This is a genomic window from Paraburkholderia sp. OAS925 (genome assembly GCF_040543975.1).
GTDB lineage: Bacteria > Pseudomonadota > Gammaproteobacteria > Burkholderiales > Burkholderiaceae > Paraburkholderia > Paraburkholderia graminis.
Genome location: NZ_JBEUNO010000001.1, coordinates 964,234 through 989,973 on the forward strand (window position 1 = coordinate 964,234; position 25,740 = coordinate 989,973).

Here is a 25,740-nt window from a genome sequence, read left to right on the forward strand (position 1 = left end):
ATGTGCGCGCGGCCTGGCGGGCCTCAGCCGCGATGAACGCTCAAACCGGCGAACGATTGCGCGACCGGCATCAGTTCGATCGTGTTGATGTTGACGTGCGCCGGGCGCGTGGCGATCCAGTAGATCGAATCGGCGATGTCCTCGGCCGTGAGCGGCTGCACGTTCTCGTAGACCTTGCCGGCCTTCTGGTCGTCACCGCGGTATCGCACGTTCGAGAACTCCGTGCCGCCGCACAGGCCTGGCTCGATGTCGGTCACGCGCAGCGCGGTGCCGGCAAGGTCGGCACGCAGATTCAGGCTGAACTGCCGCACGAATGCCTTCGTCGCGCCGTAGACGTTGCCGCCCGGATAAGGCCAGTGGCCCGCGACCGAGCCAAGGTTGAACACATGGCCGCGGTTGCGCTCGACCATGCCGGGCAACAGTGCATGCGTGACCTGAACGAGCCCGGTGCAGTTCGTTTCGATCATCGTCTGCCATTCGTCCAGGCTCGCTTTATGAGCCGGCTCCACGCCGAGCGCGAGGCCGGCGTTGTTGACGAGCACGTCGATGGCGGCGAAGTCGGCCGGCAACGAGGCGGGCACCGCCTCGACGGCCGCGCGGTCGCGCACGTCCAGCTCGTAGGGCAGGAGAGCGTCGCCGAGTTCGTCGGCGAGCGCTTGCAGGCGGTCCTTGCGGCGGGCGGTGGCGACGACGCGGTGGCCGCCTTTCACGAAGGCACGAGCGATGGCGGCGCCGAATCCTGCGGACGCCCCGGTGACGAACACGATCATTGCAGTTCCCTGGTCGGTAGGAGAGAAAGGCCCCAAGCCTACTTCCAATGCGGCGCTGCGGCAAGGATCAACGAGCCGGAGCAGTTGCGTCGCGAGAACTGCGCAGCCGCCGCGGGACAGGCTTTCGCGGCACGGTTCGGCACTGCCTGTCGGGCCTTCTGCCGGGTCTTTTTCGGCGCCCTTTGCGGCGGCCGAAAGCCGGTTGCCTATTCGATCCTCTTCCAATAAACTAACGCGCTCATCCCTGCGTGACTGGCGATAGAACCGGTTTTGACAATCGGGTTCAAGGTGGAAAAACCCACCGTGAAGCGCGGGGTGCCGTTTTGCCGTTCGCCTGGGCAGCCGTGATCCGCGCGCATTCATCTGCGCTGACGGTGGCTGTCCTGCCTTGCGTGTGCGGCGACTCTTCCTCCGCCACGTCAGGCCAAGCCCAGCCGCCAGCAGCGCCGCGTACCCTCTACGCAAGATTCGGCGCACGATCCGGTCAACCTGAAAACACTCAACGGAATCCGTATGTTTGACAGAGCCCAAAGCACCATCGCCAACGTCGACCCTGAACTGTGGAAGGTGATCGAGCAGGAAAACCGCCGTCAGGAAGAGCACATCGAACTGATCGCGTCGGAAAACTACACGAGCCCGGCTGTGATGGCTGCGCAAGGCTCGCAACTCACCAACAAATACGCCGAAGGTTATCCGGGCAAGCGCTACTACGGCGGCTGTGAATATGTCGACGTGGCCGAGCAGCTTGCGATCGACCGTGTGAAGCAACTGTTCGGCGCCGAAGCCGCCAACGTGCAGCCGAACTCGGGCTCGCAGGCGAACCAGGGCGTGTTCTTCGCGATGCTCAAGCCGGGCGACACGATCATGGGCATGAGCCTCGCGCACGGCGGCCACCTGACGCACGGCTCGCCCGTCAACATGTCGGGCAAGTGGTTCAACGTGGTCAGCTACGGCCTGAACGAAGCGGAAGACATCGACTACGACGCTGCCGAAAAGCTCGCCCAGGAACACAAGCCCAAGCTGATCGTCGCAGGCGCGTCCGCTTTCGCGCTGCGCATCGACTTCGAGCGTCTGTCGAAGATCGCGAAGTCGGTCGGCGCGTATTTCATGGTCGACATGGCGCATTACGCCGGCCTCATCGCCGCGGGCGTCTATCCGAACCCGGTGCCGCACGCGGATTTCGTCACGACCACCACGCACAAGAGCCTGCGCGGCCCGCGCGGCGGCGTGATCCTGATGAAGGCCGAATTCGAGAAGCAGATCAACTCGGCCATCTTCCCGGGCATTCAGGGCGGTCCGCTGATGCATGTGATCGCCGGCAAGGCTGTCGCATTCAAAGAAGCGCTGTCGCCGGAGTTCAAGACGTATCAGCAGCACGTTGTCGAAAACGCTCGCGTGCTGGCGGAAACGCTGGTGAAGCGCGGCCTGCGCATCGTCTCGGGCCGCACCGAAAGCCACGTCATGCTGGTCGATCTGCGCGCGAAGAAGATTACCGGCAAGGCTGCGGAAGCCGCGCTCGGCGCAGCGCACATCACGGTCAACAAGAACGCGATTCCGAACGACCCGGAAAAGCCGTTCGTGACGAGCGGTATCCGTCTCGGCTCGCCGGCCATGACCACGCGCGGCTTCGGCGTCAAGGAAGCGGAGCAGGTGGGTAACCTGATTGCCGATGTGCTCGACAACCCGGAAGACGCCGCCACGATCGAACGCGTGCGTGGTCAGGTCGCCGAGTTGACGCAGCGCTTCCCGGTCTACCGCTAAGCCGCCATGCATTGCCCTTTCTGCCGTCACGCCGATACGCAGGTCGTCGACTCGCGTGTCTCGGAAGACGGCGCGACGATTCGCCGGCGCCGCCGCTGCCCGGCCTGCGACAAGCGTTTTACGACGTATGAGCGGGTCGAGTTGGCGTTGCCGGCGGTCGTCAAGAAAGACGGCAGCCGCACGGAATTCGATCGCCGCAAGATTGTCGCGAGCATGCAACTGGCGCTGCGCAAGCGTCCGGTTGCAGCGGACGCGATCGACGCGGCCGTCGCCCGTATCGAGTATCAACTGCTGGGCAGCGGCGAGCGCGAAGTGCGCAGCGAACGTCTCGGCGAACTCGTCATGAACGAGTTGCGCGCGCTCGACACCATTGCCTACGTTCGTTTCGCCTCTGTCTACCGGCGCTTTGAAGACGTCTCCGAATTCGAAGACGTGATCGAAGAGTTCCGCCGCGCCTCTTCTCCTCCCAAGCCTTCCCGCAAGCGCTGATCGGAAGCCCGCCGCCCGGCACTTCCTGTCGTTTCTGTTTTGCCGCGTGGCTTGACGTTTCTGCATTTGCCGCTCCGATTGTGGTTCGTCGCGTGAATTCTCGCGTGCGGTAGCGTCTGAATACCACCTGGCCATTCGGCCGATTGTTGAGCGGTCCGCGAATCGCTAGATTGGCTGCATTCTTTGAAAACGTTCAGGGATGCAGATGAAACAACATGCAATCGCTTCGTCGCCATGCGGCGCATTTACGCTTGTCGAAACGCTGGTCGTGATCGCGCTGCTCGCGGTGATCGTGATGATGGCGACGCCATCGTTCGTAGCCTGGCAGGTGCGCGATCAGGTCGACGCACGTGCGAACGCGCTCGTGTCCACGCTTGCGTATGCACGCAGTGAGGCATTGCGCCGCGGCGCCCGGGTGATCGTATGCAGGACGGACGCGGCGCGTCACTGTCTTGCCGCCGGGCAGCCGTGCGGCAATGGCGTCGCCGACTGGTCTTGCGGCTGGGCCGTATTGGCCGAGCGCGGCGGCACGTCTACGCTGTTGCGCGCGCATGCCTCGGTTGCGGCGGTGAGCATCGCCGGCACGCAGACGAATCTCACGTTCACACCGCCCGCCGGACAACTGATCGGCACGTTTCGCAGCTTCGACGTTGCGCCGCGAGCGCCATCGAAAGCAACGCAGGGCGATAAGTGGCGGCGCTGCATTCGCATCGCGGCGGGTGGTCGCACGCGAATTACGGACGGCGCGTGTGGGGCGGCGTCGTGAGCCCGCTGGTCAGAAGGTCTTTGCGGCGGCTGCAGGCACGGCCTCACCGCAGTTGCAACAAGCGCGGCGGTAGTTCGTTGATCGAAGTGATGCTGGCCGTTGCGGTGATGGCAGTCACGGCGCTCGGTCTCATCGCCGGGCAATTGTGGATGGCGCGCGAGGCGCGAGCGATGTCGATGCGCGAACACGCCGCATGGATCGCCGATTCGGTCGCTGAAGCGGTGTCTGCGCCGTCAGCGAACGACGCCGCGCTTAACGCATGGCGCTCGCGTGCGGCGACGCTGCTGCCGGGCGGCGACGCGTCGGTGATCGGCATAGGAGGTGTGTCGGCGGCCCGCGTCACTTGGACGGCTCCGCGCAACGCGCCGCACGCCGCCGACGACGTGATCGACAAGCCCGAGCCGTGCGGCGGAGTGGATGCGCCCGTGGGCTTTTCCTGCGTCGCATTGGCGTTCGTCAAATGATGCCGCATGTGCATGCGCATGACGTGCGCGGCCATACGCTGATCGAGCTCGTGATCGCTCTTGCGCTTGGACTCATCGTGACCGCGGGCGCCGTGTCGCTTTACACGACGCAGCGCGCCGCCTTCGACCGCGCGAACAATGCGCTGCGTATGCGCGATGCCGGCTTGACCGCGTTGACCGTCGTTGGGCAGCAGTTGCAGATGGCGGGCTTCGTGCCGGCCGACGCCACGCAATATCGAGCGCCAACGCCGTTGTTCGGCTGTTCGGGCGGGCATCCGACAGGCACGGACGACAGCCGTCCGACGTGCGAGACGTTGACCGGCAAATCAGACGGCGTCGCGGTGCGATACGTCGGGGACAGCGTGTCGACCTGGCCGTCAGCCACGGGGCAGACGACGGACTGCCTCGGACAAGCTGTTACGGGCAATAGCGCTGCGCTCGGCGATCGCGGCGTGCCGGTGGTCAATCGCTTTTACGCGAAGGCGAGCAGCTCGACCGGCGAGCCGGAACTTTACTGCGAAGGCAACGGCAAGACAGGGTCCGCGCAACCGCTTGTCGAAGGTGTGGAGCGGCTGCGTCTCAAGTACTGGCTTGCCGGCGCGGCGAACGCACTCGACGCCTCGGCGGTGACGGCCGACCAGTGGGCCAACGTGGTCGCGGTTGACCTCTGCGTGCTAGTGCGCGGCGCGCCGCAAGGGCAGCGCTCACGTTATGTCGATTGCGACGGCGTAAGCGGTATCGCGACGGATCTGCGTCCGCGGCAAGCGTTCTGGCGGCGAGTTGCGTTGCGCAATTACGCAGGGGGCTTGTCGTGAGCGAAATACAAATCACGACCGAATGCCGTCACGTGAATGAAACTGGGCGCAGCTCCGTAAAGCAATCGGATCGACCTCGCCGCCTCCGCAGACACGCCCCGCGCATGCAGGAGCGCGGCACCGTATTACCCATCGTCCTGCTGATTTCCGCGATGCTGCTCGCGACGTCCGCGGCGTGGTTCGAGGCATCGCTCGCGGCAGCGCGTAGCGCGGTAAACGTGCGCGACTATTTGCAGGCCTTTCACGCCGCCGATTCGGCATTGACCTTATGCGCCCGCAGCGCCGTTGCATCCACGGGCCTGGGTGTGATCGCATCGCAGCCCGCCGCTCATGAGCCCGCGCAATGGAAAGTCGAGGCCACGTTCGAAGGCGCCGCTGCGACACCTTTGGCGCAATGGCCCGGCTCGCTGCGCGCGCCGCAATGCGTGGCCGAAGAGTGGCGTCTCCCTGGCCGCCCTGATGCACGCGCGTATCTGTTGACGGCGCGCGGCTTCGGCAACAAGCGCGAGTCGCAGGTATGGCTGCAGATGCAACTAGTTATCGACGGCGAGCGGATCGAGCGCCATTGGCGGCGTGTCGCCGCACGGCCCTTTTAGCGAGGTTGCAAATGAGAAGGCTGCATCTATCCGCATTCACCTTGCTCGAGCTGATCATCACGCTCGCGATCGTCGCTGTGCTGGCTTTGTTCGCGGTGCCTTCGTATCGCAGCCATATTGCGCGCACGTATCGGATGGACGCGGCATCGGCGCTGTTGCGCGCGGCGCAATTCGTCGAGGGCGCGGCAAGCGACAGCGTTCTTGCGCTGCCGCCCGGCTTCAACCAGGCTCCGTCATTCGGCTCGGCTGTTTATCGGTTGCGCGTGTTGCCGGCGGACGATGCAAACGGCGGCTATTCGATCGAAGCGGCGCCCGACGAATCGGGACCGATGCGAGACGACGCGTGCGGCGTCTTTACGCTCGACGCGACCGGCATGCGAAGCAATAAGACTGCGGGAAACGGTTCGGCACCGCTGACCGCGCAGTGTTGGGCCACAGGCTAGCAACGGGGCTGCTGCTCGCGCCGGAAGCTGTCTGATACCAGGAGCCATAAGCGACGAATTCAACCCTCGTCGCCAGACCTTGCCGAAGCACGCGACTCGCCCTTGATCTGCTGCCATACGCGATACGCTTCCCACGCGGCGAATGCGAGACCGCCCCACTTGAGTGCGGGCTTCGCACCGGCTGCGAACGTCGCGCGCAACGGTTTCGCGAGCACGAGCGACACGATCGAACTGATCACCGGATATTGCTTCAGAAGTGCGCCGATGGTTCCGGCGTTCAGAAGGCTAGCCTTGGCGCCGCTGCCCATGCGCAGCCCGCCGAAGCCTGGCACGATGAACTTGAGCCAACTGAAGTGGGTGACGGCCTCGCGTAATTCGAGCGTGGCCTGAGCGAATTCCATGCGCTCGACGTCCGCGCGCACGAGCAGCAGTTCCTTGCGCAATTCGCGCAACTGCGGTGCGCTCAAGTCTCTCGCCGGCTGGCGCTTGTTACGGTAGGCGGTGCTGGAGTAGCTATGGCTCATGGCGTGTCGGCAGTGAGAGGGGCAAGGAACAGCGCAACGAACAGGGCAACAAACAGTGCAACGAACGGCTCGCAAAGCACCACACTCGTTCGCCGCGCTACGGTTTGCGAAACACGTCGCGGTCTTTCTCGAATTCGGCGATGGTGGCATCGAACACCATCGGCGCATTGCGCAGCCCGCTGCGCGCTTTCAGCGCGCACACCAGTCCGGCAATCGCGTAGACGAGCGTGATTCCGGCAAGCGCCTGCCATCGGTAGGTGTCCCAGAACGCAATCGCGATCAGCGCCGTGAGCGCGATCAGGGCCATGGTGGTCAGCATCATCGCGGCAAGGCCGAGGAACAGCACGCCGAGGAGGCGATCCTTTTCTTCGGCGAGTTCAATGCCGATCAGTTCCAGACGCGTTTGCAGAATCGCCGACACCGAACTGATGATGCGGCGTAACGGACTATGTTGTTCGCGCTGCGATTGTGTGTCGATCGTCATGGCTGTGGGCGTTGCGCGGGTTGGCCGAAGCGGCGCGTGGCAAACGTGCGCGCCGGGATAAGCTGACCGGCCTGACGTGCGCCGGTCCGCTCGATTGGCTGGCATGCCGGACATCGCGTGTCCGGCACCTGCGGTGCAGTGTTACTTGCGGTTGATCAGGAGACCCAGCAGCACGCCGGCGCCCGCAGCGATGCCGATGGATGCCCACGGGTGCTCGTGAACGTAGTCGTCGGTTGCGCGAGCAGCCTTCTTGCCTTTCTCGACTACGACGACCTGCACGTCGGCCGCTTTTTCCCTGGCTTGCTTCAGGCGGGACAGCGCCGTTTCGCGCAATTCCGAAGCGCGCTCGCCCGTTGCGCTTGCGGCCTGTTTCAGCAGGTCTTCCGCGTCCGCGAGGACGGTTTTGATATCCGACATCAATCTCTCCTTGTTGACTTCCGACATTGACAGCTCCCCCTTCGTCTCACGCCACGCGTGAATCGTAACCAAAGAAACGGCGACTGGCGAGCGCACTGCCCGGTTGCACCGAGCGAATGCACGAACCGTTCCCGGCGAGGCGAAACTCCCCGAACATCCACTGCGCCACTTCCGCAGTTGATGTTAGTGCATGATGGAGTTGATCTGTCCCGCAAAGTTTCCACTAAATCGGCGAAAATTACAAAACCGCATAAAGTACTGAGCCGATGTTGGTTCGCCATGTACGGTTGCTGCCGTATGCTTTATCTTTGCGGAACCACACGGGCACACGCCCACGCCAGTTTTTCAGAACCTTAAGGAGATGCAAATGAGTCTACGTCTTGGCGATATCGCACCGGATTTCGAGCAGGAGTCGAGTATCGGCCGCATCAAGTTTCATGAATGGCTCGGCGATAGCTGGGGCGTCCTGTTCTCGCATCCGGCCGACTTCACGCCGGTCTGCACCACTGAACTCGGTCTGACGGCCAAGCTCGCCGACGAATTCGCAAAACGCAACGTCAAGACCATTGCATTGTCGGTCGACAGCGCGGAGTCGCATAAGGAGTGGATCAAGGACATCAATGAAACGCAGGCCGCGAGCGTCGGCTTCCCGATTCTGGCCGACGGCGACCGCAAGGTGTCCGAGTTGTACGACATGATTCACCCGAACGCGAACGAAACGCTCACCGTGCGCTCGCTGTTCGTGATCGATCCGAAGAAGAAGGTGCGTCTTATCATCACGTACCCGGCGAGCACGGGGCGCAATTTCGACGAAGTTCTGCGCGTGATCGATTCGCTGCAGCTTACGGACAGCCACTCGGTCGCGACGCCCGGCAACTGGAAGCAGGGCGACGACGTGGTGATCGTGCCGTCGCTGAAGGACGAAGAAGTGATCAAGCAGAAGTTCCCGAAGGGCTACAAGGCACTGCGTCCGTATCTGCGCATGACGCCGCAGCCGAACAAGTAAGCTCGCGTTCGGTGCGTCGGGAAAACCCCGGCGCGTCGTCAAATGCAAGAAGGCCGGTTCATTGCGAACCGGCCTTCTTTTATTGCTCGCCAGAGCGCGCCGTTATCGACGCAAGCGGCGCTCCGTACATGCTCAGACAAGCCTCAGAAAAACGCCTGAATGCCCGTTTGCGCGCGGCCGAGAATCAGCGCGTGAATGTCGTGCGTGCCTTCATAGGTGTTCACGACTTCCAGATTCACCAGATGCCGCGCAATTCCGAATTCGTCCGAAATGCCGTTGCCGCCCAGCATGTCGCGCGCGAGCCGCGCGATGTCGAGCGCCTTGCCGCATGAATTGCGCTTCATGATCGACGTGATTTCGACGGCCGCGGTGCCTTCGTCCTTCATGCGGCCAAGGCGTAGCACGCCTTGCAGGCCGAGCGTGATTTCCGTCTGCATGTCGGCGAGCTTCTTCTGAATCAACTGATTGGCCGCGAGCGGCCGGCCGAACTGCTTGCGATCGAGCACATACTGACGCGCGGTATGCCAGCACGATTCGGCCGCACCGAGCGCGCCCCACGCGATGCCATAGCGCGCCGAGTTCAGGCAGGTGAACGGACCGCGCAGCCCGCTCACTTCGGGAAAGCGGTTCTCTTCGGGCACGAACACTTCGTCGAGCACGATTTCGCCGGTGATCGACGCGCGCAAACCCACCTTGCTATGGATGGTCGGCGCCGACAGTCCCTTCCAGCCCTTCTCGAGAATGAAGCCGCGAATCGCGTCCTTGCCGTTTTCCTCGAGCTTCGCCCATACGACGAACACATCCGCGATCGGCGAATTCGTGATCCACATTTTCGAGCCCGACAGCGAGTAGCCGCCGTCGACCTTCTTCGCGCGCGTCACCATGCTGCCCGGATCGGAGCCGTGATTCGGCTCGGTGAGCCCGAAGCAGCCGATCCATTCGCCGGTGGCGAGCTTCGGCAGATACTTCTGCTTCTGCGCCTCCGAGCCGAATTCGTAGATCGGCACCATCACGAGCGACGACTGCACCGACATCATCGACCGGTAGCCGGAATCCACGCGCTCCACTTCACGCGCGATCAGCCCATACGCCACATAGTTGAGCCCCGGCCCGCCGTATTGCTCGGGGATGGTCGGGCCGAGCAGGCCGAGCTCGCCCATTTCGCGGAAGATCTCGATGTCCGTCTTCTCGTGACGGAACGCTTCGAGCACGCGCGGCTGGAGCTTGTCCTGTGCATACGCGGCGGCGGCGTCGCGCACCATGCGTTCGTCTTCGGTGAGCTGCTGATCCAGCAGCAACGGGTCTTCCCAGTGAAACTGCGCGGCCTCGGCCATGACATATCTCCTGATTCTTGCGTAATCCAAGCTTGACTTGAGTTCCGCTATGCGAAACAATGTTTTGCAAACGACACCCGAGTGTATCACCCGATGACGCCCGCAGCCACTTTCACCGAGCCGCTCGACGAGCGCAAATTCGTCGTCGCCCTTGCGCGCGGGCTCGAGCTACTGCGCGCTTTCAAGCCGGGCGAAACGATGCTCGGCAACCGCGATTTCGTCGAACGCACGGGTTTGCCGAAGGCGACCGTCAACCGTCTCGCGTACACGCTGACCGTGCTCGGTTATCTGCGGCTCGACGAGGCGCTAGGCAAATATGCGCTCGATGCCGGCGTGTTGTCGCTCGGTTTCGCGTTGCTGTCCGGCACGGACACATTGGAACTCGCGCGCCCGCATATGCGCGCGTTCGCGCGCGAAGTCGGCGCGGCGGTGTCGCTCGGCTGCCGCGACGGACTCGACATGATCTATCTCGACACGATTCGCAGCGAAACGGCGCTCACGCTCGGCCTCGCGCCCGGCTCGAAACTGTCGATGCTGACGAGCTCAATGGGCCGCGCGTATCTCGCCGTGCAGCCTGCCGACGTGCGCCACGCGCTGCTCGCCGAGCTGAAGAAAGCGGCGGGCAAGGGCGGCGCGGCGCTGGTGGCCGAGGCCGTGAAGGAGATCGCGGCGTTCGCCGAGGAGCGCTGCTGTTATTCGTTTCGCGCGTGGCACGACGACGTGAACGCCGTTGCGGTGCCGTTTCGCGAGCCGCGCGAAGGACGCTGGCTCGTGCTGAGTTGCAGCGGGCCGGCTTCGTCGATGGGAGAAGATGTGTTTCGCGAGAAAGTAGCGCCGAGATTGAAGGCGCTTGCGCGGCGTCTGGGAGACGTGGGCTAGCAGTCCGTGGCGCAAATCAAGCCGGGATCAGGCCACGCTCAAGCCGCCCGATCATGATAATGCGCATTAAACAGCGGCCCCTGCACAAAGCGCACATCGTATTGCTGCAACGCTTCGAACTGTGCTTCGTCCATCACGCGATTAAAAATCAGCGGAATCCGCAGCCGGCCCGCGTAGCCGACTAACGGCTTGACCGTCGCGTCGCGCAACGCCACTGCCGCATCCATCTTGAGGAAGTCGAGCCGCGCCGTATCGGAGACCGACAGAATCTGCCCCGCGTTTGACAGATTGCCCGCGACCTTGAAGCCGTAGTGCTGATAGCTCTTGGTCAGATAGCCGAGAAAAGTCTTATGCGCGACGGCCGCCGCGGGCAGCTCGATCACGATCCTCGCCGGATTCAGCCCGAACGACGTCAGCACGCTCGAAAAATGCCGCCCGTGGTCGTACTTCACGCTCTTCAACAGCCGCTCGTGCACGCGCAGAAATAGCAGGCCGTGCCGCTGTGCGCCGAAGAAATTGATCGCATGCAGCGCGCGCGACATGCGATCCAGCGAGACCAGTTGCTGGTCGTCGCCGATGCGGTCGAACGCGTCGAACATATCGAACGGCGCGGCGTCGAGCCGCTGCGTGACCGCCTGGAAGCCGAGCTCATCGCCGAAACGATCCACGTTTTCCACATCCGACGACAGCGACTGCGCCAACGCATGCACGCTGATGTCGAAGATCGGCTCGTAGCCGCTCGTCAGTTCGAGGTCGTTAAAGCGCGCGAGCGCGAAGTCTCCGTGGCTGCCGGAGCCCATCGCCAGATGTTTGCCGAGAAAGGGATGGTCACTGGCGCGCGCAACGAGAGTGGGGATGGTCGGCGGAATCATTTAGGCGAATGGATCACTTGGTGGCGTGTCGGCGCCGGGACAACGCGCGTACACCGCATCTTCCGATGGTAGCAGTCCGCACCGCCGTCACATGAACAAAATGCTGATAACCATATCCCGCGGATGCCTGTCTGCGCGGGCCGCGGCGCGTGTGTCACGCAAGCTCCAGGGTATACGTTAATTTCACTTAACGTAATTCGTTTTACTATGCGTAAATTCTCGCGTAAGCGTTCGAAGACCCTATCCGGAGACAACCCTCATGAGCGCCAAGCCGGCCGCAGCCGCCGCCAACGTGATCGAAGTCGAGCAGGTGCTCGGCGAAACGCATCACCCGGCATTTCAATTGATGTTGCTCGCGTTGTGCGGACTGTGCCTCGTCATCGACGGCTTCGACGCGCAGGCCATGGGCTATGTCGCGCCGAGCGTGATCGGCGAATGGCATGTGTCGAAGGCGGCGCTCGGTCCGGTTTTCAGCGCGAGCCTGTTCGGCATGCTGCTCGGCGCATTGGGGTTGTCGGTGCTGGCCGACCGCATCGGGCGTCGTCCGGTGCTGATCGGCGCGACCTTTTTCTTCGCGCTGTCGATGCTCGCCACGCCCTTCGTCGCGACGATCCCCGCGTTGATCGCGCTGCGCTTCATCACGGGTCTTGGCCTCGGCTGCATCATGCCGAACGCGATGGCGCTCGTCGGCGAATTCTCGACGCCGGCGCATCGCGTGAAGCGCATGATGCTGGTGTCGTGCGGTTTCACGTTGGGCGCCGCGCTCGGCGGATTCATCAGCGCCGCGTTGATTCCGGCCTACGGCTGGCGCGCGGTGTTCTGGGTCGGCGGCGTGGTGCCGCTGCTGCTCGCCGTCGCCATGCTTGCCTTGCTGCCGGAGTCGTTGCAATTTCTGGTGCTGAAGGGCCGCAGCGAGCGCGCGTTGCGCTGGCTCGCCCGATTCGATCCGAGCCTGCCGATCGACGCCAACACGCGCGTCGTCGTGCGTGAAAAGGGCAATGACGGTGCGCCGGTCGCGGAACTGTTCCGCGCGGGCCGGGCGCCGGTGACGCTGATCCTGTGGGCGATCAGCTTCATGAATCTGATCGATCTGTACTTCCTGTCGAACTGGCTGCCTACGGTCATGCGCGACGCCGGTTATTCGCCGAGCACGGCGGTGATCGTCGGCACGGTGTTGCAGACGGGCGGCGTCGTGGGCACGTTGCTGCTCGGCTGGTTCATCGAACGGTTCGGTTTTGTGCGCGTGCTGTTCGTGTGCTTTGCGGGCGCGGCGCTCGCCGTCGGCACCATCGGGACGGTCGCGCATGCGTTGCCGTGGCTGTTGCTCGTCGTGTTCGCGGGCGGCTTCTGCGTGGTGGGCGGACAGCCGGCGGTGAACGCGCTGGCCGGCCACTTTTATCCGACCACGCTGCGCTCGACGGGCATCGGCTGGAGCCTCGGCATCGGACGGATCGGCTCGGTGATTGGACCGCTCGTCGGTGGCCAGTTGATCGCATTGAACTGGTCGAACGAATCGCTGTTTCATGCGGCCGCCGTGCCGGTGCTGTGTTCCGCGCTGCTCGTGATCGCGCTCGCCGCGGCGACGCGGCAACGCAACCGCCCGTCGCAGCCGCAAACGGCGTGACGAAACACGCGTGACGAAACCCGCGTGAGACGAAATACAGAGTCAACGGAGAACTTGCATGGACACCTCAACACGTCAGCCGGATAGCGCCAGTTCGCGGCTCGAAATCGAGCCCGGTTATCAGTCCGGCTTTGCCAACGAATTCGCGACCGAAGCGCTGCCGGGCGCGCTGCCCGCAGGGCGCAATTCACCGCAGCGCGTCGCCTATGGTTTGTATGCCGAACAATTGTCGGGCACCGCGTTCACCGCGCCGCGCGGCCACAACCGGCGCTCGTGGCTGTACCGCATCCGTCCGGCGGCGGTGCACAAGCCGTTCGCGCCGCTGCCTTCGGAGCGGCTCGTCGCCAATTTCGCCGACGTCCCGCCGACGCCGCCCAACCAGTTGCGCTGGGACGCGTTGCCGATGCCGACCGTGCCCACGGATTTCATCGACGGCTGGGTGACGATGGCCGGCAACGGCGCAGCCGAATCGATGAGCGGCTGCGCGATCCACCTGTACGCGGCGAATCGCTCGATGCAAGACCGCTTCTTCTACAGCGCCGACGGCGAACTGCTGATCGTGCCGCAGGAAGGGCGCCTGCATATCGCAACCGAACTGGGCCGGCTGGACGTCGAACCGTTCGAGATCGCGGTGATTCCACGCGGCGTGCGCTTCGCGGTGAGCCTGCCCGACGGCAATGCGCGCGGCTACATCTGCGAAAACTTCGGGGCGTTGCTGCGCTTGCCGGACCTCGGCCCGATCGGCTCGAACGGTCTCGCCAATCCGCGCGACTTTCTCACGCCGCATGCCGCTTACGAGGACCGCGAAGGCGACTTCGAACTCGTCGCGAAAATGAACGGCAATTTGTGGCGCGCGGACATCGGCCATTCGCCGCTCGACGTGGTCGCGTGGCACGGCAACTACGCGCCGTACAAGTACGACTTGCGGCGCTTCAACACGATTGGCTCGATCAGCTTCGATCATCCGGACCCGTCGATATTTCTCGTGCTGCAATCGCAGAGCGACACGCCGGGCGTCGATACGATCGACTTCGTGATCTTTCCGCCGCGCTGGCTCGCCGCCGAAGATACGTTCCGCCCGCCGTGGTTCCATCGCAACGTCGCGAGCGAATTCATGGGCCTCGTGCATGGCGTCTATGACGCGAAGGCCGAAGGCTTCGTGCCGGGCGGCGCGAGCCTGCATAACTGCATGTCCGGCCACGGCCCCGACGCGGAGACCTTCGAGAAAGCGTCGCATAGCGACACGTCGAAACCGAACAAGGTCGGCGACACGATGGCCTTCATGTTCGAAACGCGCACGCTGATCAAGCCGACGCGCTTTGCGCTCGAAACCGCGCAGCTTCAGGCGCATTACTACGAGTGCTGGCAAGGTCTCAAGAAACACTTCAATCCGGAGCAACGATGAGCGCAGTGAGCGATCTTCAGGCGACGCTCGATCCGTCGCGCAAAAGCTGGGTCGAGTCGGCCAACGAGCCGAGTCACGATTTCTCGATCCAGAATTTGCCGTTCGGCATTTTCAGCGACACGGCCAACGACACGAGCAACGACACGCGCCGCGCGGGCGTGGCGATCGGCGATGAGATCGTCGATCTGGCCGCATTGCAGGCGGCGGGGCTATTGAAGCTGCCGTCGAACGCCGATGTTTTTGCGCGCGATACGCTGAACGACTTCATCGCGCTAGGCCGCGACGCGTGGCGCAGCGTGCGCATCCAGTTGAGCAACCTGCTTTCACGCGACACCGCGACGTTGCGCGACGACGCGGCACTGCGCGCCAAAGTGCTGGTGCGTGCGGCCGACGCGCGGCTTCATTTGCCCGTGGAGATTCCCGGCTACACGGACTTTTATTCTTCGAAAGAGCACGCGACGAACGTCGGCTCGATGTTTCGCGATCCGAAGAATGCGCTGTTGCCGAACTGGTCGGAGATGCCCATCGGCTACAACGGACGCGCGTCGTCGGTGGTGGTGAGCGGCACGCCGGTGCGTCGGCCCAATGGTCAATTGAAGTTGCCCGATCAGGACCGGCCGGTGTTCGGCGCGTGCCGCAAGCTCGACATCGAACTCGAGACCGGCTTTGTGATCGGCGGCGGCAACGCGTTGGGCGAGCCGATTGCATGTGCGGACGCGGAAGCGCACATCTTCGGCATGGTGCTGCTGAACGACTGGAGCGCCCGCGACATTCAGCAATGGGAATACGTGCCGCTCGGTCCGTTCAATGCAAAAACATTCGCGACCACGATCTCGCCGTGGATCGTCACGCTCGATGCGCTGGAACCGTTCCGCGTCGCGCAGCCGGTGCAGGAGCCAGAGCCGCTTGCGTATCTGCGGCACGACGGCGACCATGCGTTCGACATCGCGCTCGAAGTGAAGCTGCGGCCTCATGCAGCGAAACAGGCGACGACCATCGCGCGAACCAACTTCAGGCACATGTACTGGACGATGGCGCAGCAACTCGCGCATCACACGGTGTCGGGCTGCAATACGCGAGTGGGCGACCTGATGGGCTCGGGCACGATCAGCGGCCCGACCGAAGACTCGTACGGCAGCCTGCTCGAACTCACGTGGAACGGCAAGAAGCCGCTTGAACTGAAAGACGGCGGCACGCGCACGTTCATTGAGGACGGCGATGAATTGACGCTCGCCGGATGGTGTCAGGGCGATGGGTATCGCGTGGGCTTTGGGGCTTGCGTCGGGGAGATTGTGGCGGCGCGGGGGTGAACCTGAGGCGCCGGCCGGCTATGGCCCAGAAAGGCCGCCCGGCTGGCCTCACTCTGCGCTCCTGGCGTTCACCCCGCCACCGCCATCCTTTGTGCACGCCGGTCGATCGACACCGACCACAGCGTAAGCAGCAGCGCGCCGACGGAAGTGGCGACGCCGACCCACGGCAGCGTAGTCAACGGCGCGCCCGCGCCGATCGCCATGCCGCCGAGCCAGGCGCCCGTCGCATTGCCGAGGTTGAAGGCACCCTGATTCAGCGTCGACGCGAGATTCGGCGCATCGCTCGCGCGGTCGACGATCAGCATCTGCAACGGCGGCACGATCGCAAACGCCAGAACGCCCCACGCGAAGATCGTGATCATCGCCGGAATTTCGGCATGCATGGTGCCGGCGAAGATCGTCAGAATCGCGACGATGGCGAGCAGGAACGCCACCAGCGACGGCATCAACCGCCAGTCCGCGAGCTTGCCGCCGAGCGTGCTGCCAACGGTCAGCCCCAAGCCGAACAGCAACAGTACGAGCGTGACCGCGTGCGGCGTGAAACCGGTCACGTCTTCGAGAATCGGCGTGATGTACGTGAAAGTGGAAAAGAGGCTTGCCGACGCCAGTACGCTGATGCCGAGCACCATCAGAACTTGCGGATTTTTCAGCACGCCGAATTCGCGCACGAGGCTCGCTTTCTGCATCTCGATCTTCGCCGGCAGGCAGACCGCGAGCGCGGCGGCCGCGGCGATGCCGATGCCCGTCACCGCCCAGAAGGTCGCGCGCCAGCCGGCGGCCTGGCCGAGCGCCGTGCCGAGCGGCACACCGAGCACATTCGCCAGCGTGAGGCCGGTGAACATCAGCGCGATGGCCTGCGCGCGGCGGTTCGGCGCGACGAGCCCCGCGGCCACGACCGAGCCGATGCCGAAGAACGCGCCGTGGCAGAACGCGGTGACGATCCGCGCGGCCATCAGCACCGCGTAGCCCGGCGCAAGCGCGCACAGCAGATTGCCGACGATGAATACGCCGATCAGGCTCATCAGCGCTTTCTTGCGCGGCATGTTGGCGACGGCGATCGCCACGATCGGCGCGCCGATCGTCACGCCGAGCGCATAAGCGGAGACCAGCATGCCGGCAGCCGGAATCGACACCGACAGATCGCGGGCGACGTTGGGCAGGAGCCCCATGATGACGAATTCGGTGGTGCCGATGCCAAAGGCGGCAATGGCGAGAGCAAGCAGGGGCAAAGGCATGGCGGCGGACTGTGGATCGGCGCGGCGCGAGACGTCGCGCGGACGGCGCGCGTTTTCGGGGCGAAAGCGCGTGCGCCGTGCTGAAAGCAAAACAGTTAGGGATTTTACCTAAGTCAAAACGATAGTGCTGGGCGCTCAGTCGTGTGCACGGCGCGGCTGTTGTTTTTAATCCGACGCCTTGCCGTGACGTCCCGCGCCCTTCGTAAAACGCTCGGCGCCCGCAACACCTTCGTCGAAAACCGCCGCATAGCCGCCGGCGCCTTCGCGCCGCAGCGCGTCGGCGAGATCGTCCAGCATGCTGTTTTCCAGCACCGAGCGGCGGTCGGCCAGCAGCGCCGCCTGCGGAAAGGCCGCGAGTTCGGCGGCCAGTTGCTCGGCCGCCGCGCGCGCCTCGCCTTTGGCGACCACGCGGTTCGCGAGGCCAAAAGCGAGCGCTTCCTGCGCGCTCACCGCGCGGCCGGTGAGTATCAGATCGAGCGCGCGCGACATGCCGATCAGCCGCGGCAAGCGAATCGTCCCGCCGTCGATCAGCGGAATGCCGACGCGGCGGCAGAACACGCCGAGCACCGCCTCCTCCTCGACGACACGCAGGTCGCACATGGCGGCCAGCTCCAGGCCGCCCGCGACCGCATAGCCCGTAATCGCCGCGATCACCGGCTTCGTGAAATGCATGCGCGTCGGTCCCATCGGTCCGGGACCGCTGCCGTCCGCGTGAATCTCGTTGCGGCGCGTGTCGTCGGCGAGCGCGCTCAGATCCGCGCCCGCGCAGAAGGTGCCGCCCGCGCCGAACAGCACGGCTGCGCGCCACGCGGGCTCGGCTTCGAAGCATTGAAACGCGGCGCTCAACGCATCGGCGACGAGACGGTCGACCGCATTACGCCGCTCCGGACGCTCAAGCACGATGGTTGCTACGCCGTTATCACGGTTAGCTTCGATACGCACATATTGGTTGAAATTTTGCGTGCTTATCATCGTCGTCTCCCTGAAGGTCCGCGTTCGCCCGTTCGTTGATTCGTTCGGGCGCCAGTGCAGCGCTCATGCACAGCAGTTAATACCGTGGCTTGACATGCTTCTTTCACAATCGACTCGTAGCGTTAGCGCTCTCTTAACGCGCTGGCGAGCTGCCGCCAGCTTATCGAGCCTGCCTTTGCCTCTCGCCAATTCACCGTCCGCGGGTGCGCCGGCCTGCGCGGAGACCGTCTGGATCGTCCCGCTCGACCGGCATTCATGGTACGACCACGTGCGTCTGAAACGCGTCTTTGTCGCCGACGGCACGCGGCATCAGGTCGTCGTGGTCGACGTGCGCAAGCTGCTCGCGTGCGCCGATCGCGACAACACCGATTATGTTCTGAAGCCCGTTGCCGAATGGCATGCGGGAAAGGTGCGCGGCATTCGCGAGTTTCTCGATCCGGACAATCCGCGCATTCCGCAGATGCCCTACGTGACGATCTCGACGCGCCGCGCGCCGGGCCTGCTCGGGTGGCTCGGTTTCGAGCGCGAAGGCGTGGTGGCGTTTCGCAACGGGCAGCATCGCGCGCGCTATCTCGCCGATGCCGGGGCGCGCTGGTTTCCGGTGGAAGTGCACGAGCGCGAGGCTGCGTTGCTGCGCGAGATATGCGGCGCACCGGACGACGCCCGCACGGCGATTCGCCCCGTTCCGCTGAACGCGGGCGGCGGGTAGATTTCCGGCTTCAGCCAGGCAGGCCCGACGACGCCTGGTCGTTCGCATGCACCGCGTTGCGAGGCGTGCCCGCTTGCCACGCGGCGACGTTCGCGAGCGTGGTCTGCGCGATCTCGTTCATCGCCTCGCGTGTAAAAAACGCCTGATGCGCAGTGACGATCACATTCGGGAACATCAGAAGACGCGCGAGCACGTCGTCTTGCAGCGGCAGATTCGAATGGTCCTCGAAGAACAGACCGCCTTCTTCCTCGTAGACGTCGAGCCCCAGATGGCCGAGCTGACCGTCCTTCAGCGCGCCGACCAGCGCATTGCTTTCGACGAGCCCGCCGCGCCCGGTGTTGATCAGCATCGCGCCGCGCTTCATTCGGGCGAGCGCGGCCGCGTCGATCAGATGGTACGTTGCCGGAAGCAACGGACAATGCAGGCTGACAATGTCCGATTCCGCGAGAAGCGCGTCGAGCGTCACGTAGCGCGCGCCGAGCGCGAGCAGATCGTCGGCGGGCGTGCCGGGATCGTACGCCAGCACGCGCATGCCGAAGCCCGACATGATGCGTCCGAACACGCGGCCGATCATGCCGGTGCCGATCACGCCGACTGTCTTGCCGTGCAGATCGAAGCCCAATAGTCCATGCAGCGAGAAGTCGCCCTCCCGCGTGCGCGCGACCGCACGCGGCAGGCGCCGGTTCAGCGCGAGCACGAGGCCCACCGCATGCTCGGCGACGGCGTGCGGCGAATAAGCGGGCACGCGGGCGACGGCAATGCCGAGGCGCTCGGCCGTTGCGAGATCGACGTGATTAAAGCCTGCGGAGCGCAAAGCGATCATGCGCGTGCCGCCGGCATGCAGATGTTCGAGCGTCGCGGCATCGACACGATCGTTGACGAACGGACACACGACCTCATAGGCACGCGCGAGCACGGCGGTTTCGCTGTTCAGATGCGATTCCTGGAAATGCAGTTCATAGCGATGCGCGGCATTGGCTTCGGTGAAAGTCTCGACGTCGTATTGACGGCTGCTGAACAGGATCATGCGCATTGCTCACTCCATTTAATCGCATACCGGCGCTGCGCAATTCGCAGTTTTATGAAGACGGCGCTTTAGCGCTCAATGAAAACGAGTATAAGGAATTCATCAAAAGGTGCAATGCAATAAAACGGCTAGACGGTGCCTTTCCATAGGTCCGCTATTCGCGAAGTCAAGAACAACTGCGAAAAAAATAACATTGACAGGTCTTCTCAACTTACATAATTTAAAAAAGCCCGTGAGCGCCAGAGGCTGTCTTGGGCGGAAACGGTAAAACGCGCCGCACGCACGGTACGTGTGGCAATTTGTCCCTGCAAAGCCATCGGCGTGGTCCGATTGCAAATGCTGTCTTTTTCAATGACGCAGTAGTTCAGTGCGGCGTTCGTATTGCGCTGCCTGCCTGTTCCGTCATATGGCGTTTAATTGAACCGTCCAGTTGAACCATTGACCCAGATCAGAACAGTCTTCACGAAAGCAGTCACGCAATTTGCAGTCGGCGTTATTGAGCAGATCGCTAATCGAACCTATAAATTGGCCGGCCAACATGATCGCTGAATTGCTGAGGGCTCAACCGGAGATCGCACTGTTCACGAGCCTCGCAATCGGCTATTTGATCGGCTCCTTTCGTATCGGCCCTATTCAATTGGGCGGCGTTTGCGGCACGTTGATCGTCGCGCTGCTATTGGGTCAGACCGGCGCGCGGCTCGCCCCCGATTTGAAGAACATTGCATTCGCGCTCTTCATCTTTGCGCTGGGCTTCACGGGCGGGCCGCAGTTTTTCGCCAATATCGGCCGGGGCTGGCGCTATGGGCTGCTGTCGGTGATCGAGATCGTGTCGGTGCTCGCGCTGATCGTCATCGCGGTGGCCGTGATGCGGCTCGACGCCGGCACCGCAGCCGGCCTGCTGGCCGGCGCGGCAACGGAGTCCGCGGTGATCGGCACAGCGTCGGAGGCGATCGCGAAGCTCGGTCTCGCGGAAGCTGAGACGGTGCGCCTGCAGGCCAACGTCGTCACTGCATACAGCGTGAGTTACCTGTTCGGGCTTATCACCATCGTGCTCTTTACCAGTCAGTTCGCGCCCTTGCTGTTGCGCATCGATTTGCGCGCCGAGGCGGAAAAAATGTGGCGCACGCTCGGCGGCGATGGCGCACTAGGCGACGGACAGCGCGCCGCCGCGCCTGCGCTGGTGGGCCGCGCGTTCCGCATCGACGGCGCTCATGGAGCGACGGTTTTCGCCATCGAACAGCAGCACGGCTTCAATCTCACCATCGAGCAGGTGCGGCGCAACGGCTCGGACGTGCCCGTCGAGCCGCAACTCGCGCTCGCGTCCGGCGACCTCGTGCTGGTAGGCGGCCGGCGCGAAGCGATCGTCGCGGCGGGGCCGGGTCTCGGCGATGAAGTGGACGGCGCGGACTTCGGCCAGGTCCTCGCGGAGACGCGCGACGTCGTGCTGACGCGGCGCGACGCGCACGGTCTCACCGTCGCTCAACTGCGCGAACGCGCGGCCCCGGAGCAGGGACGCGGCGTCTATATCGCGGCCGTCACACGGCTCGACTCGACGATCCCCGCGTTGCCCGGCACGGAACTCAATCGCGGCGACGTGCTGACGCTCGTCGGCGCGAAGACCGACGTGGAGCGCGGCGCCCGGCGTCTCGGCTATGTGCTCGTCGCCACGCAGAAGACCGACTTCGTCTATCTCGGCCTCGGCGTGCTCGCGGGCATGGCGATCGGTCATCTCGGCGGGCGCATCGGCGGCGTGTCGCTCGCATTGGGCACGGGCGGCGGATGTCTGTTGTCGGGCCTGCTATTCGGCTGGATTCGCTCGCGCTATCCGCTCGTCGGCTCGTTGCCTTCGGCGGCGGCGCAGATTCTCAAGGACTTCGGGCTCGCCACGTTTATCGCCGCGGTCGGTTTGTCGGCGGGACCGGATGCGATCAGGCTCGTGCGCGAGTACGGCCTCGCGCTGCCGGCGGCGGGCATTCTGCTCGTGCTCGTGCCGGGGCTGTTGTCCTTATGGATCGGCCGCGTGTTCCTCAAGCTCGACACGCCGATGCTGCTCGGCGCGATCGCCGGTCAGCAGTGCAGCACGCCCGCGATCAGCGCGCTGGTCGGCGTGGCCGGCAATTCGACGCCGGTGATCGGCTACACGATCACCTATGCGCTCTCCAACATCCTTTTGCCGTTGATGGGTCCGGTCGTGGTCGGCGTTGCCGGCAAGTTGGGTTAGGCAGTCAGCAGTGCCGTCTGGCGTCGCTCGTGCGCTCGCGGCAGTGGCTGGTAATTAGTATGACAAACTAAAAAGCGAGGGCACGATGGACTGGCTACACCAAATCTTCCAGAAATCACCTGAGATAGCGTTGTTTCTGTCGCTGGCGGCGGGTTACTTCATCGGCCAGATCAACTTCGGCAAATTCCAGTTGGGCGGCGTGGGCGGCTCGCTGCTTGCCGCCGTGGTCATCAGCCAGGCCGGCGTGACGATCGACAACGGCGTGAAATCGGTGATGTTTGCGGTGTTTATCTACGCGGTCGGCTATGACTCTGGTCCCGGCTTCTTCAATTCGCTGAACCGCAAGACGCTGCGCGAAATCGCGATGGCGGTCTTTCTCGCGGTCACGGCGCTCATCACCGTCGTGGTGTGCGCGAAGCTGTTCCATTTGAACAAGGGACTCGCGGCCGGCCTCGCAGGCGGCGCGCTGACGCAGTCGGCGATTATCGGCACGGCGGGCGACGCGATCGCGCGCCTCGGCTTGCCAGCGGACCAGGTCAAGGCGCTGCAATCGGACGTCGCGATTGCCTACGCGGTGACCTACGTGTTCGGCTCGCTCGGCGCGATCATCGTGTGCGTGAACATCTTGCCGAAGTTCATGGGGCAGAGCCTGCGCGATGCGTCCATCGAAGCCGAACGCGAGCTTGCAGCGGGCGCGCCGGCGCAAGGACCGGGACAACTGCGCGCGTTGCCGGAACTGGTGGGGCGCGCGTACCGGATCGACGTCAGCGCGGGCAAATCCGTGAAGGAGGTCGAGACGCTGCATCGCGATCTGCTGACCATCGAGCGCGTCAAGCGCGGCGGTCATACGCTCGACCCGACGCCCGATCTGATCCTCGAACCCGACGACGTCGTGCTGGTCGTGGGCCGTCGCGAAGCCGTCGTCGAATTCGGCTCGAACGGCAGCGAGGTCGCCGACATCGGCGACGTGGGCGTCGTCATGCAAACGCGCGAAGGCGTGTTCACGCGCAAAGGCATGAACCACACCACAATCGCCGCGGCACGCGAGATCGTGGACCGCGACATGCGCCACGGCGTGTATATCCAGAGCATTTCGCGCGCCGGTCAGCCGCTGCCGCTTTTGCCCGAGACAAAGCTCGAACACGGCGACGTCATCACGTTCTACGGATCGCCGAAAGACACAAAGCGTGCCGTCGACGCCGCGGGTTACGAACTGCCGTACACCATCAAGACCGACTTCATCTACATGGGTGTAGGTCTCGTGCTCGGCTTGCTGATCGGGCTGATCGTCGTCAATGTCGGCGGCATTCCGCTCACGCTCGGTTCCGGCGGCGGCTGCCTGCTTGCCGGCCTACTGTTCGGCTGGATGCGCGGCAAGCATCCGATGTACGGCGTGATGCCCACGGCCGCTTCGCAGTTGCTGAAGGACTTCGGACTCGCCGCGTTCGTCGCCGTGGTCGGCCTGAATTCCGGCTTGCAGGCGGTGGTGACCGTCAAGCAGAGCGGCATGACGATCTTCCTGCTCGGCGTATTCGTCACGCTGTTCCCGCTTCTGCTCACGATGCTGTTCGGCCGCTACGTGCTTCGCTACAACAACGCGGCCATCCTGGCGGGCGCGCTGACGGGCTCGCGCAGCGCCAACCCGGCGTTCGGCGGCGTGCTCGACAAGGCGGAAAGCGCGGTGCCGACCGTGCCGTTCGCCATCACGTATGCGATTGCAAACGTCGCGTTGACGTTGCTCGGGCCGCTGGTGGTGGGGCTCGTCTAGCGGAGCGTTGTATCGGTCTCTTCGCGCCGGCCGCGGCATCACGCAGAGCAACTCGCGGCGGCGCTTTCATCTGGCTCATTGGAGAACGCATCATGGCAAAAGAGAAGGGCGACAGCAAACATGGCGATATGGCGCAAGCGGGTCTTGCCGCGCTGAGCCCGTTCGAATTGAAGGATGAACTCATCAAGGCCGCGGGCGGCGGCGCGGTCGAGCGTCCGGCCAACGCGGCGATGCTCAACGCCGGGCGCGGCAACCCGAATTTTCTCGCGACGATTCCGCGTCACGGCTTCTGGCAACTCGGCCTCTTTGCGATGCGCGAGTCGGAGCGTTCGTTCGCGTACATGCCGGAGGGCGTCGGCGGATTCCCGCGGCGCGATGGCCTGGAGGAACGCTTCGATCTGTTCCTGCGCGAGAACAAGGGCGTGCCCGGCATCGACTTTCTGCGCGGCGCGGTGTCGTATGTGCGCGATCAGTTGGGACTTTCCGCGGGCGATTTCCTGTATGAAATGTGCGAAGGCATCCTCGCATCGAACTATCCGGTGCCGGACCGGATGCTTAAGCTATCCGAAATAATCGTCGGCCAGTATCTGCGCCGCGAGATGATCGGGCAGCATCCGTTCGTCGGGGAGTTCGACGTGTTCGCCGTGGAGGGCGGCACGGCGGCCATGACATACATCTTCAACACGATGCGCGAGAATCACCTGCTCAAAGCCGGCGATACGATCGCGCTCGGCATGCCGATCTTCACGCCGTACATCGAGATTCCGCGACTGAACGACTATCAGTTGAACGTGGTGAATCTTCACGCCGCCGTCGAGAGCAACTGGCAGTATTCGAAAGAGGAACTCGACAAGCTGCGCGATCCGAAGGTCAAGGCCTTCTTTCTCGTGAACCCGAGCAATCCGCCTTCGGTGAAGATGGACGACGAGAGCCTCCAATACATTGCCGACATCGTCAAAGAACGCCCGGATCTGATTCTTCTCACCGACGACGTGTATGGCACGTTCGCGGACAACTTCGTGTCGCTGTTCGCGCTCGCGCCGAAGAATACGATTCTCGTGTACTCGTACTCGAAGTACTTCGGCGCGACCGGCTGGCGTCTTGGCACCATCGCGACGCATCGCGACAATGTGCTCGACAGGTTGATTGCCGAGTTGCCGAAAGAGGCGAAGGAGCAGTTGCACGAGCGTTATGAATCGATCACGACGGAGCCCGAGAAGCTCAAGTTCATCGACCGTCTGGTTGCCGACAGCCGTACCGTCGCGCTCAATCACACGGCGGGCTTGTCGACGCCGCAGCAGGTGCAGATGGTGCTCTTTTCGCTGTTCTCGCTGATGGACACGCCCGACGCGTACAAGAACGCGTTGAAGCGCCTGATCCGCAAGCGCAAGCAGGCGCTCTACGAAGAACTCGGCATTTCGTTCGAGGACGACGATCCGAACCAGGTCGATTACTACACGATTCTCGACGCCGAGTTCCTCGGCGAACGGATGTTCGGGCGCGAGTTCGTCGAGTGGCAATTGAAGAACACGCAGCCCACCGAACTGCTGTTCCGGCTCGCGCGCGAGGCGCGGGTGGTGCTGTTGCCGGGGCTCGGCTTCGGCACGCAGCATGCGTCGGGGCGCGTGTCGCTCGCCAATCTCAACGAGTCGGACTACCGGCAGATCGGACGCGCGATGCGGCGGCTCATCGAGGAATACGTCGAGCGCTTCAATGCGGAGACAGGCAAGAAGCTCGATAAAAGCAAGGTGAAATGACGCCGCCCGCTCGGGCATGGTCAAAAAACTTGCGCAATTGCGCGGATCGGTGAATGATCGAAAACCGGCCTCGCCAGTGTCACTGCTGGCGA

At 63.7% G+C, this 25,740-nt stretch carries 25 protein-coding genes and 1 riboswitch; of the genes, 16 read left to right on the forward strand and 9 right to left on the reverse strand.

From position 1 onward, the window contains the following. Window positions 1-23: 23 nt before the first annotated feature. Entirely contained in the window at window positions 24-770 is a 747-nt protein-coding gene (ydfG, locus tag ABIE53_RS04310) for a bifunctional NADP-dependent 3-hydroxy acid dehydrogenase/3-hydroxypropionate dehydrogenase YdfG (RefSeq protein WP_006047858.1), read from the reverse strand. 238 nt (window positions 771-1,008) lie between these two features. Next, window positions 1,009-1,117, forward strand: a riboswitch (ZMP/ZTP riboswitch). Between the two features lie 166 nt (window positions 1,118-1,283). Between ydfG and glyA the strand changes: the two genes are divergently transcribed. From glyA to ABIE53_RS04345, 7 genes are all read left to right on the forward strand, one after another. Next, window positions 1,284-2,531, forward strand: coding sequence for a serine hydroxymethyltransferase (glyA, locus tag ABIE53_RS04315; RefSeq protein ID WP_029970409.1), 1,248 nt, complete (start codon window positions 1,284-1,286; stop codon window positions 2,529-2,531). A 6-nt stretch (window positions 2,532-2,537) separates the two neighbouring features. Further along, window positions 2,538-3,020 carry a transcriptional regulator NrdR gene (nrdR, locus tag ABIE53_RS04320; RefSeq protein WP_006047856.1) on the forward strand — a complete coding sequence of 161 codons (483 nt, stop codon included), beginning with the start codon at window positions 2,538-2,540 and terminating at the stop codon, window positions 3,018-3,020. Between the two features lie 205 nt (window positions 3,021-3,225). After that, window positions 3,226-3,786 carry a GspH/FimT family pseudopilin gene (locus ABIE53_RS04325; RefSeq protein ID WP_181324839.1) on the forward strand — a complete coding sequence of 187 codons (561 nt, stop codon included), beginning with the start codon at window positions 3,226-3,228 and terminating at the stop codon, window positions 3,784-3,786. Window positions 3,787-3,875: 89 nt separating this feature from the next. Continuing rightward, window positions 3,876-4,250: a hypothetical protein gene (locus tag ABIE53_RS04330; RefSeq protein ID WP_258196096.1), complete on the forward strand. Its 375-nt coding sequence runs from the start codon at window positions 3,876-3,878 to the stop codon at window positions 4,248-4,250. Then, complete coding sequence (locus tag ABIE53_RS04335; protein WP_107707306.1) at window positions 4,247-5,065, forward strand: PilW family protein; 819 nt, start codon at window positions 4,247-4,249, stop codon at window positions 5,063-5,065. Before ABIE53_RS04330 ends, ABIE53_RS04335 begins: the two co-directional genes overlap by 4 nt. Window positions 5,066-5,169: 104 nt before the next feature. Continuing rightward, window positions 5,170-5,661 carry a pilus assembly PilX family protein gene (locus ABIE53_RS04340; RefSeq protein WP_107707305.1) on the forward strand — a complete coding sequence of 164 codons (492 nt, stop codon included), beginning with the start codon at window positions 5,170-5,172 and terminating at the stop codon, window positions 5,659-5,661. Window positions 5,662-5,672: 11 nt separating this feature from the next. Continuing rightward, complete coding sequence (locus tag ABIE53_RS04345) at window positions 5,673-6,104, forward strand: type IV pilin protein (protein ID WP_006047851.1); 432 nt, start codon at window positions 5,673-5,675, stop codon at window positions 6,102-6,104. A gap of 59 nt (window positions 6,105-6,163) precedes the next feature. On the opposite strand, the gene ABIE53_RS04350 is transcribed toward ABIE53_RS04345, so the two are convergent. From ABIE53_RS04350 to ABIE53_RS04360, 3 genes are all read right to left on the reverse strand, one after another. After that, the gene (locus ABIE53_RS04350; RefSeq protein WP_006047850.1) at window positions 6,164-6,628 is read right to left on the reverse strand and encodes a DUF3318 domain-containing protein; all 465 of its coding nucleotides are present in this window, start codon (window positions 6,626-6,628) and stop codon (window positions 6,164-6,166) included. Between the two features lie 97 nt (window positions 6,629-6,725). Further along, entirely contained in the window at window positions 6,726-7,112 is a 387-nt protein-coding gene (locus ABIE53_RS04355; RefSeq protein ID WP_006047849.1) for a phage holin family protein, read from the reverse strand. A gap of 141 nt (window positions 7,113-7,253) precedes the next feature. Next, window positions 7,254-7,556, reverse strand: coding sequence for an ElaB/YgaM/YqjD family protein (locus ABIE53_RS04360; protein ID WP_006047848.1), 303 nt, complete (start codon window positions 7,554-7,556; stop codon window positions 7,254-7,256). Between the two features lie 340 nt (window positions 7,557-7,896). Here ABIE53_RS04360 and ABIE53_RS04365 point away from each other — a divergent pair, with 340 nt between their 5' ends. After that, window positions 7,897-8,535, forward strand: a complete 639-nt coding sequence (locus ABIE53_RS04365; protein WP_006047847.1) for a peroxiredoxin — start codon at window positions 7,897-7,899, stop codon at window positions 8,533-8,535. Window positions 8,536-8,678: 143 nt separating this feature from the next. On the opposite strand, the gene ABIE53_RS04370 is transcribed toward ABIE53_RS04365, so the two are convergent. Beyond that, window positions 8,679-9,869, reverse strand: coding sequence for an acyl-CoA dehydrogenase (locus ABIE53_RS04370; protein ID WP_006047845.1), 1,191 nt, complete (start codon window positions 9,867-9,869; stop codon window positions 8,679-8,681). Window positions 9,870-9,962: 93 nt separating this feature from the next. Here ABIE53_RS04370 and ABIE53_RS04375 point away from each other — a divergent pair, with 93 nt between their 5' ends. Next, window positions 9,963-10,748, forward strand: coding sequence for an IclR family transcriptional regulator (locus ABIE53_RS04375; RefSeq protein ID WP_107707304.1), 786 nt, complete (start codon window positions 9,963-9,965; stop codon window positions 10,746-10,748). A gap of 38 nt (window positions 10,749-10,786) precedes the next feature. Here the strand turns inward: ABIE53_RS04375 and ABIE53_RS04380 are convergent, their stop codons facing one another. Beyond that, window positions 10,787-11,620 (reverse strand): EAL domain-containing protein, encoded by an 834-nt coding sequence (locus ABIE53_RS04380; RefSeq protein WP_006047843.1) that lies wholly within the window; start codon window positions 11,618-11,620, stop codon window positions 10,787-10,789. 259 nt (window positions 11,621-11,879) lie between these two features. Between ABIE53_RS04380 and ABIE53_RS04385 the strand changes: the two genes are divergently transcribed. Genes ABIE53_RS04385 through fahA form a run of 3 tightly spaced genes read left to right on the forward strand, consistent with a single transcriptional unit; the run spans window position 11,880 to window position 15,959 of the window. Further along, on the forward strand, window positions 11,880-13,244 hold the full coding sequence (locus ABIE53_RS04385; RefSeq protein ID WP_053857549.1) for an MFS transporter: 1,365 nt from the start codon (window positions 11,880-11,882) through the stop codon (window positions 13,242-13,244). 58 nt (window positions 13,245-13,302) lie between these two features. Then, entirely contained in the window at window positions 13,303-14,649 is a 1,347-nt protein-coding gene (gene hmgA, locus ABIE53_RS04390) for a homogentisate 1,2-dioxygenase (RefSeq protein ID WP_107707303.1), read from the forward strand. Further along, window positions 14,646-15,959 (forward strand): fumarylacetoacetase, encoded by a 1,314-nt coding sequence (fahA, locus tag ABIE53_RS04395; RefSeq protein WP_107707302.1) that lies wholly within the window; start codon window positions 14,646-14,648, stop codon window positions 15,957-15,959. The genes hmgA and fahA overlap by 4 nt, the downstream gene beginning before the upstream one ends. A 68-nt stretch (window positions 15,960-16,027) precedes the next feature. Here the strand turns inward: fahA and ABIE53_RS04400 are convergent, their stop codons facing one another. Further along, window positions 16,028-17,194 carry an MFS transporter gene (locus ABIE53_RS04400; RefSeq protein ID WP_107707375.1) on the reverse strand — a complete coding sequence of 389 codons (1,167 nt, stop codon included), beginning with the start codon at window positions 17,192-17,194 and terminating at the stop codon, window positions 16,028-16,030. Between the two features lie 165 nt (window positions 17,195-17,359). Further along, window positions 17,360-18,166: a crotonase/enoyl-CoA hydratase family protein gene (locus ABIE53_RS04405; protein ID WP_107707301.1), complete on the reverse strand. Its 807-nt coding sequence runs from the start codon at window positions 18,164-18,166 to the stop codon at window positions 17,360-17,362. A gap of 94 nt (window positions 18,167-18,260) precedes the next feature. Between ABIE53_RS04405 and ABIE53_RS04410 the strand changes: the two genes are divergently transcribed. Continuing rightward, window positions 18,261-18,875, forward strand: coding sequence for a plasmid fertility inhibition factor family protein (locus tag ABIE53_RS04410; protein WP_107707300.1), 615 nt, complete (start codon window positions 18,261-18,263; stop codon window positions 18,873-18,875). 10 nt (window positions 18,876-18,885) lie between these two features. On the opposite strand, the gene ABIE53_RS04415 is transcribed toward ABIE53_RS04410, so the two are convergent. After that, on the reverse strand, window positions 18,886-19,908 hold the full coding sequence (locus ABIE53_RS04415; protein ID WP_107707299.1) for a 2-hydroxyacid dehydrogenase: 1,023 nt from the start codon (window positions 19,906-19,908) through the stop codon (window positions 18,886-18,888). A 532-nt stretch (window positions 19,909-20,440) separates the two neighbouring features. Between ABIE53_RS04415 and aspT (ABIE53_RS04420) the strand changes: the two genes are divergently transcribed. From aspT (ABIE53_RS04420) to ABIE53_RS04430, 3 genes are all read left to right on the forward strand, one after another. After that, entirely contained in the window at window positions 20,441-22,123 is a 1,683-nt protein-coding gene (gene aspT / locus ABIE53_RS04420) for an aspartate-alanine antiporter (protein WP_107707298.1), read from the forward strand. Between the two features lie 85 nt (window positions 22,124-22,208). Then, complete coding sequence (gene aspT / locus ABIE53_RS04425) at window positions 22,209-23,891, forward strand: aspartate-alanine antiporter (RefSeq protein WP_006047833.1); 1,683 nt, start codon at window positions 22,209-22,211, stop codon at window positions 23,889-23,891. Window positions 23,892-23,983: 92 nt separating this feature from the next. Continuing rightward, the gene (locus ABIE53_RS04430; protein WP_053857555.1) at window positions 23,984-25,648 is read left to right on the forward strand and encodes a bifunctional aspartate transaminase/aspartate 4-decarboxylase; all 1,665 of its coding nucleotides are present in this window, start codon (window positions 23,984-23,986) and stop codon (window positions 25,646-25,648) included. Window positions 25,649-25,740: the final 92 nt, after the last annotated feature.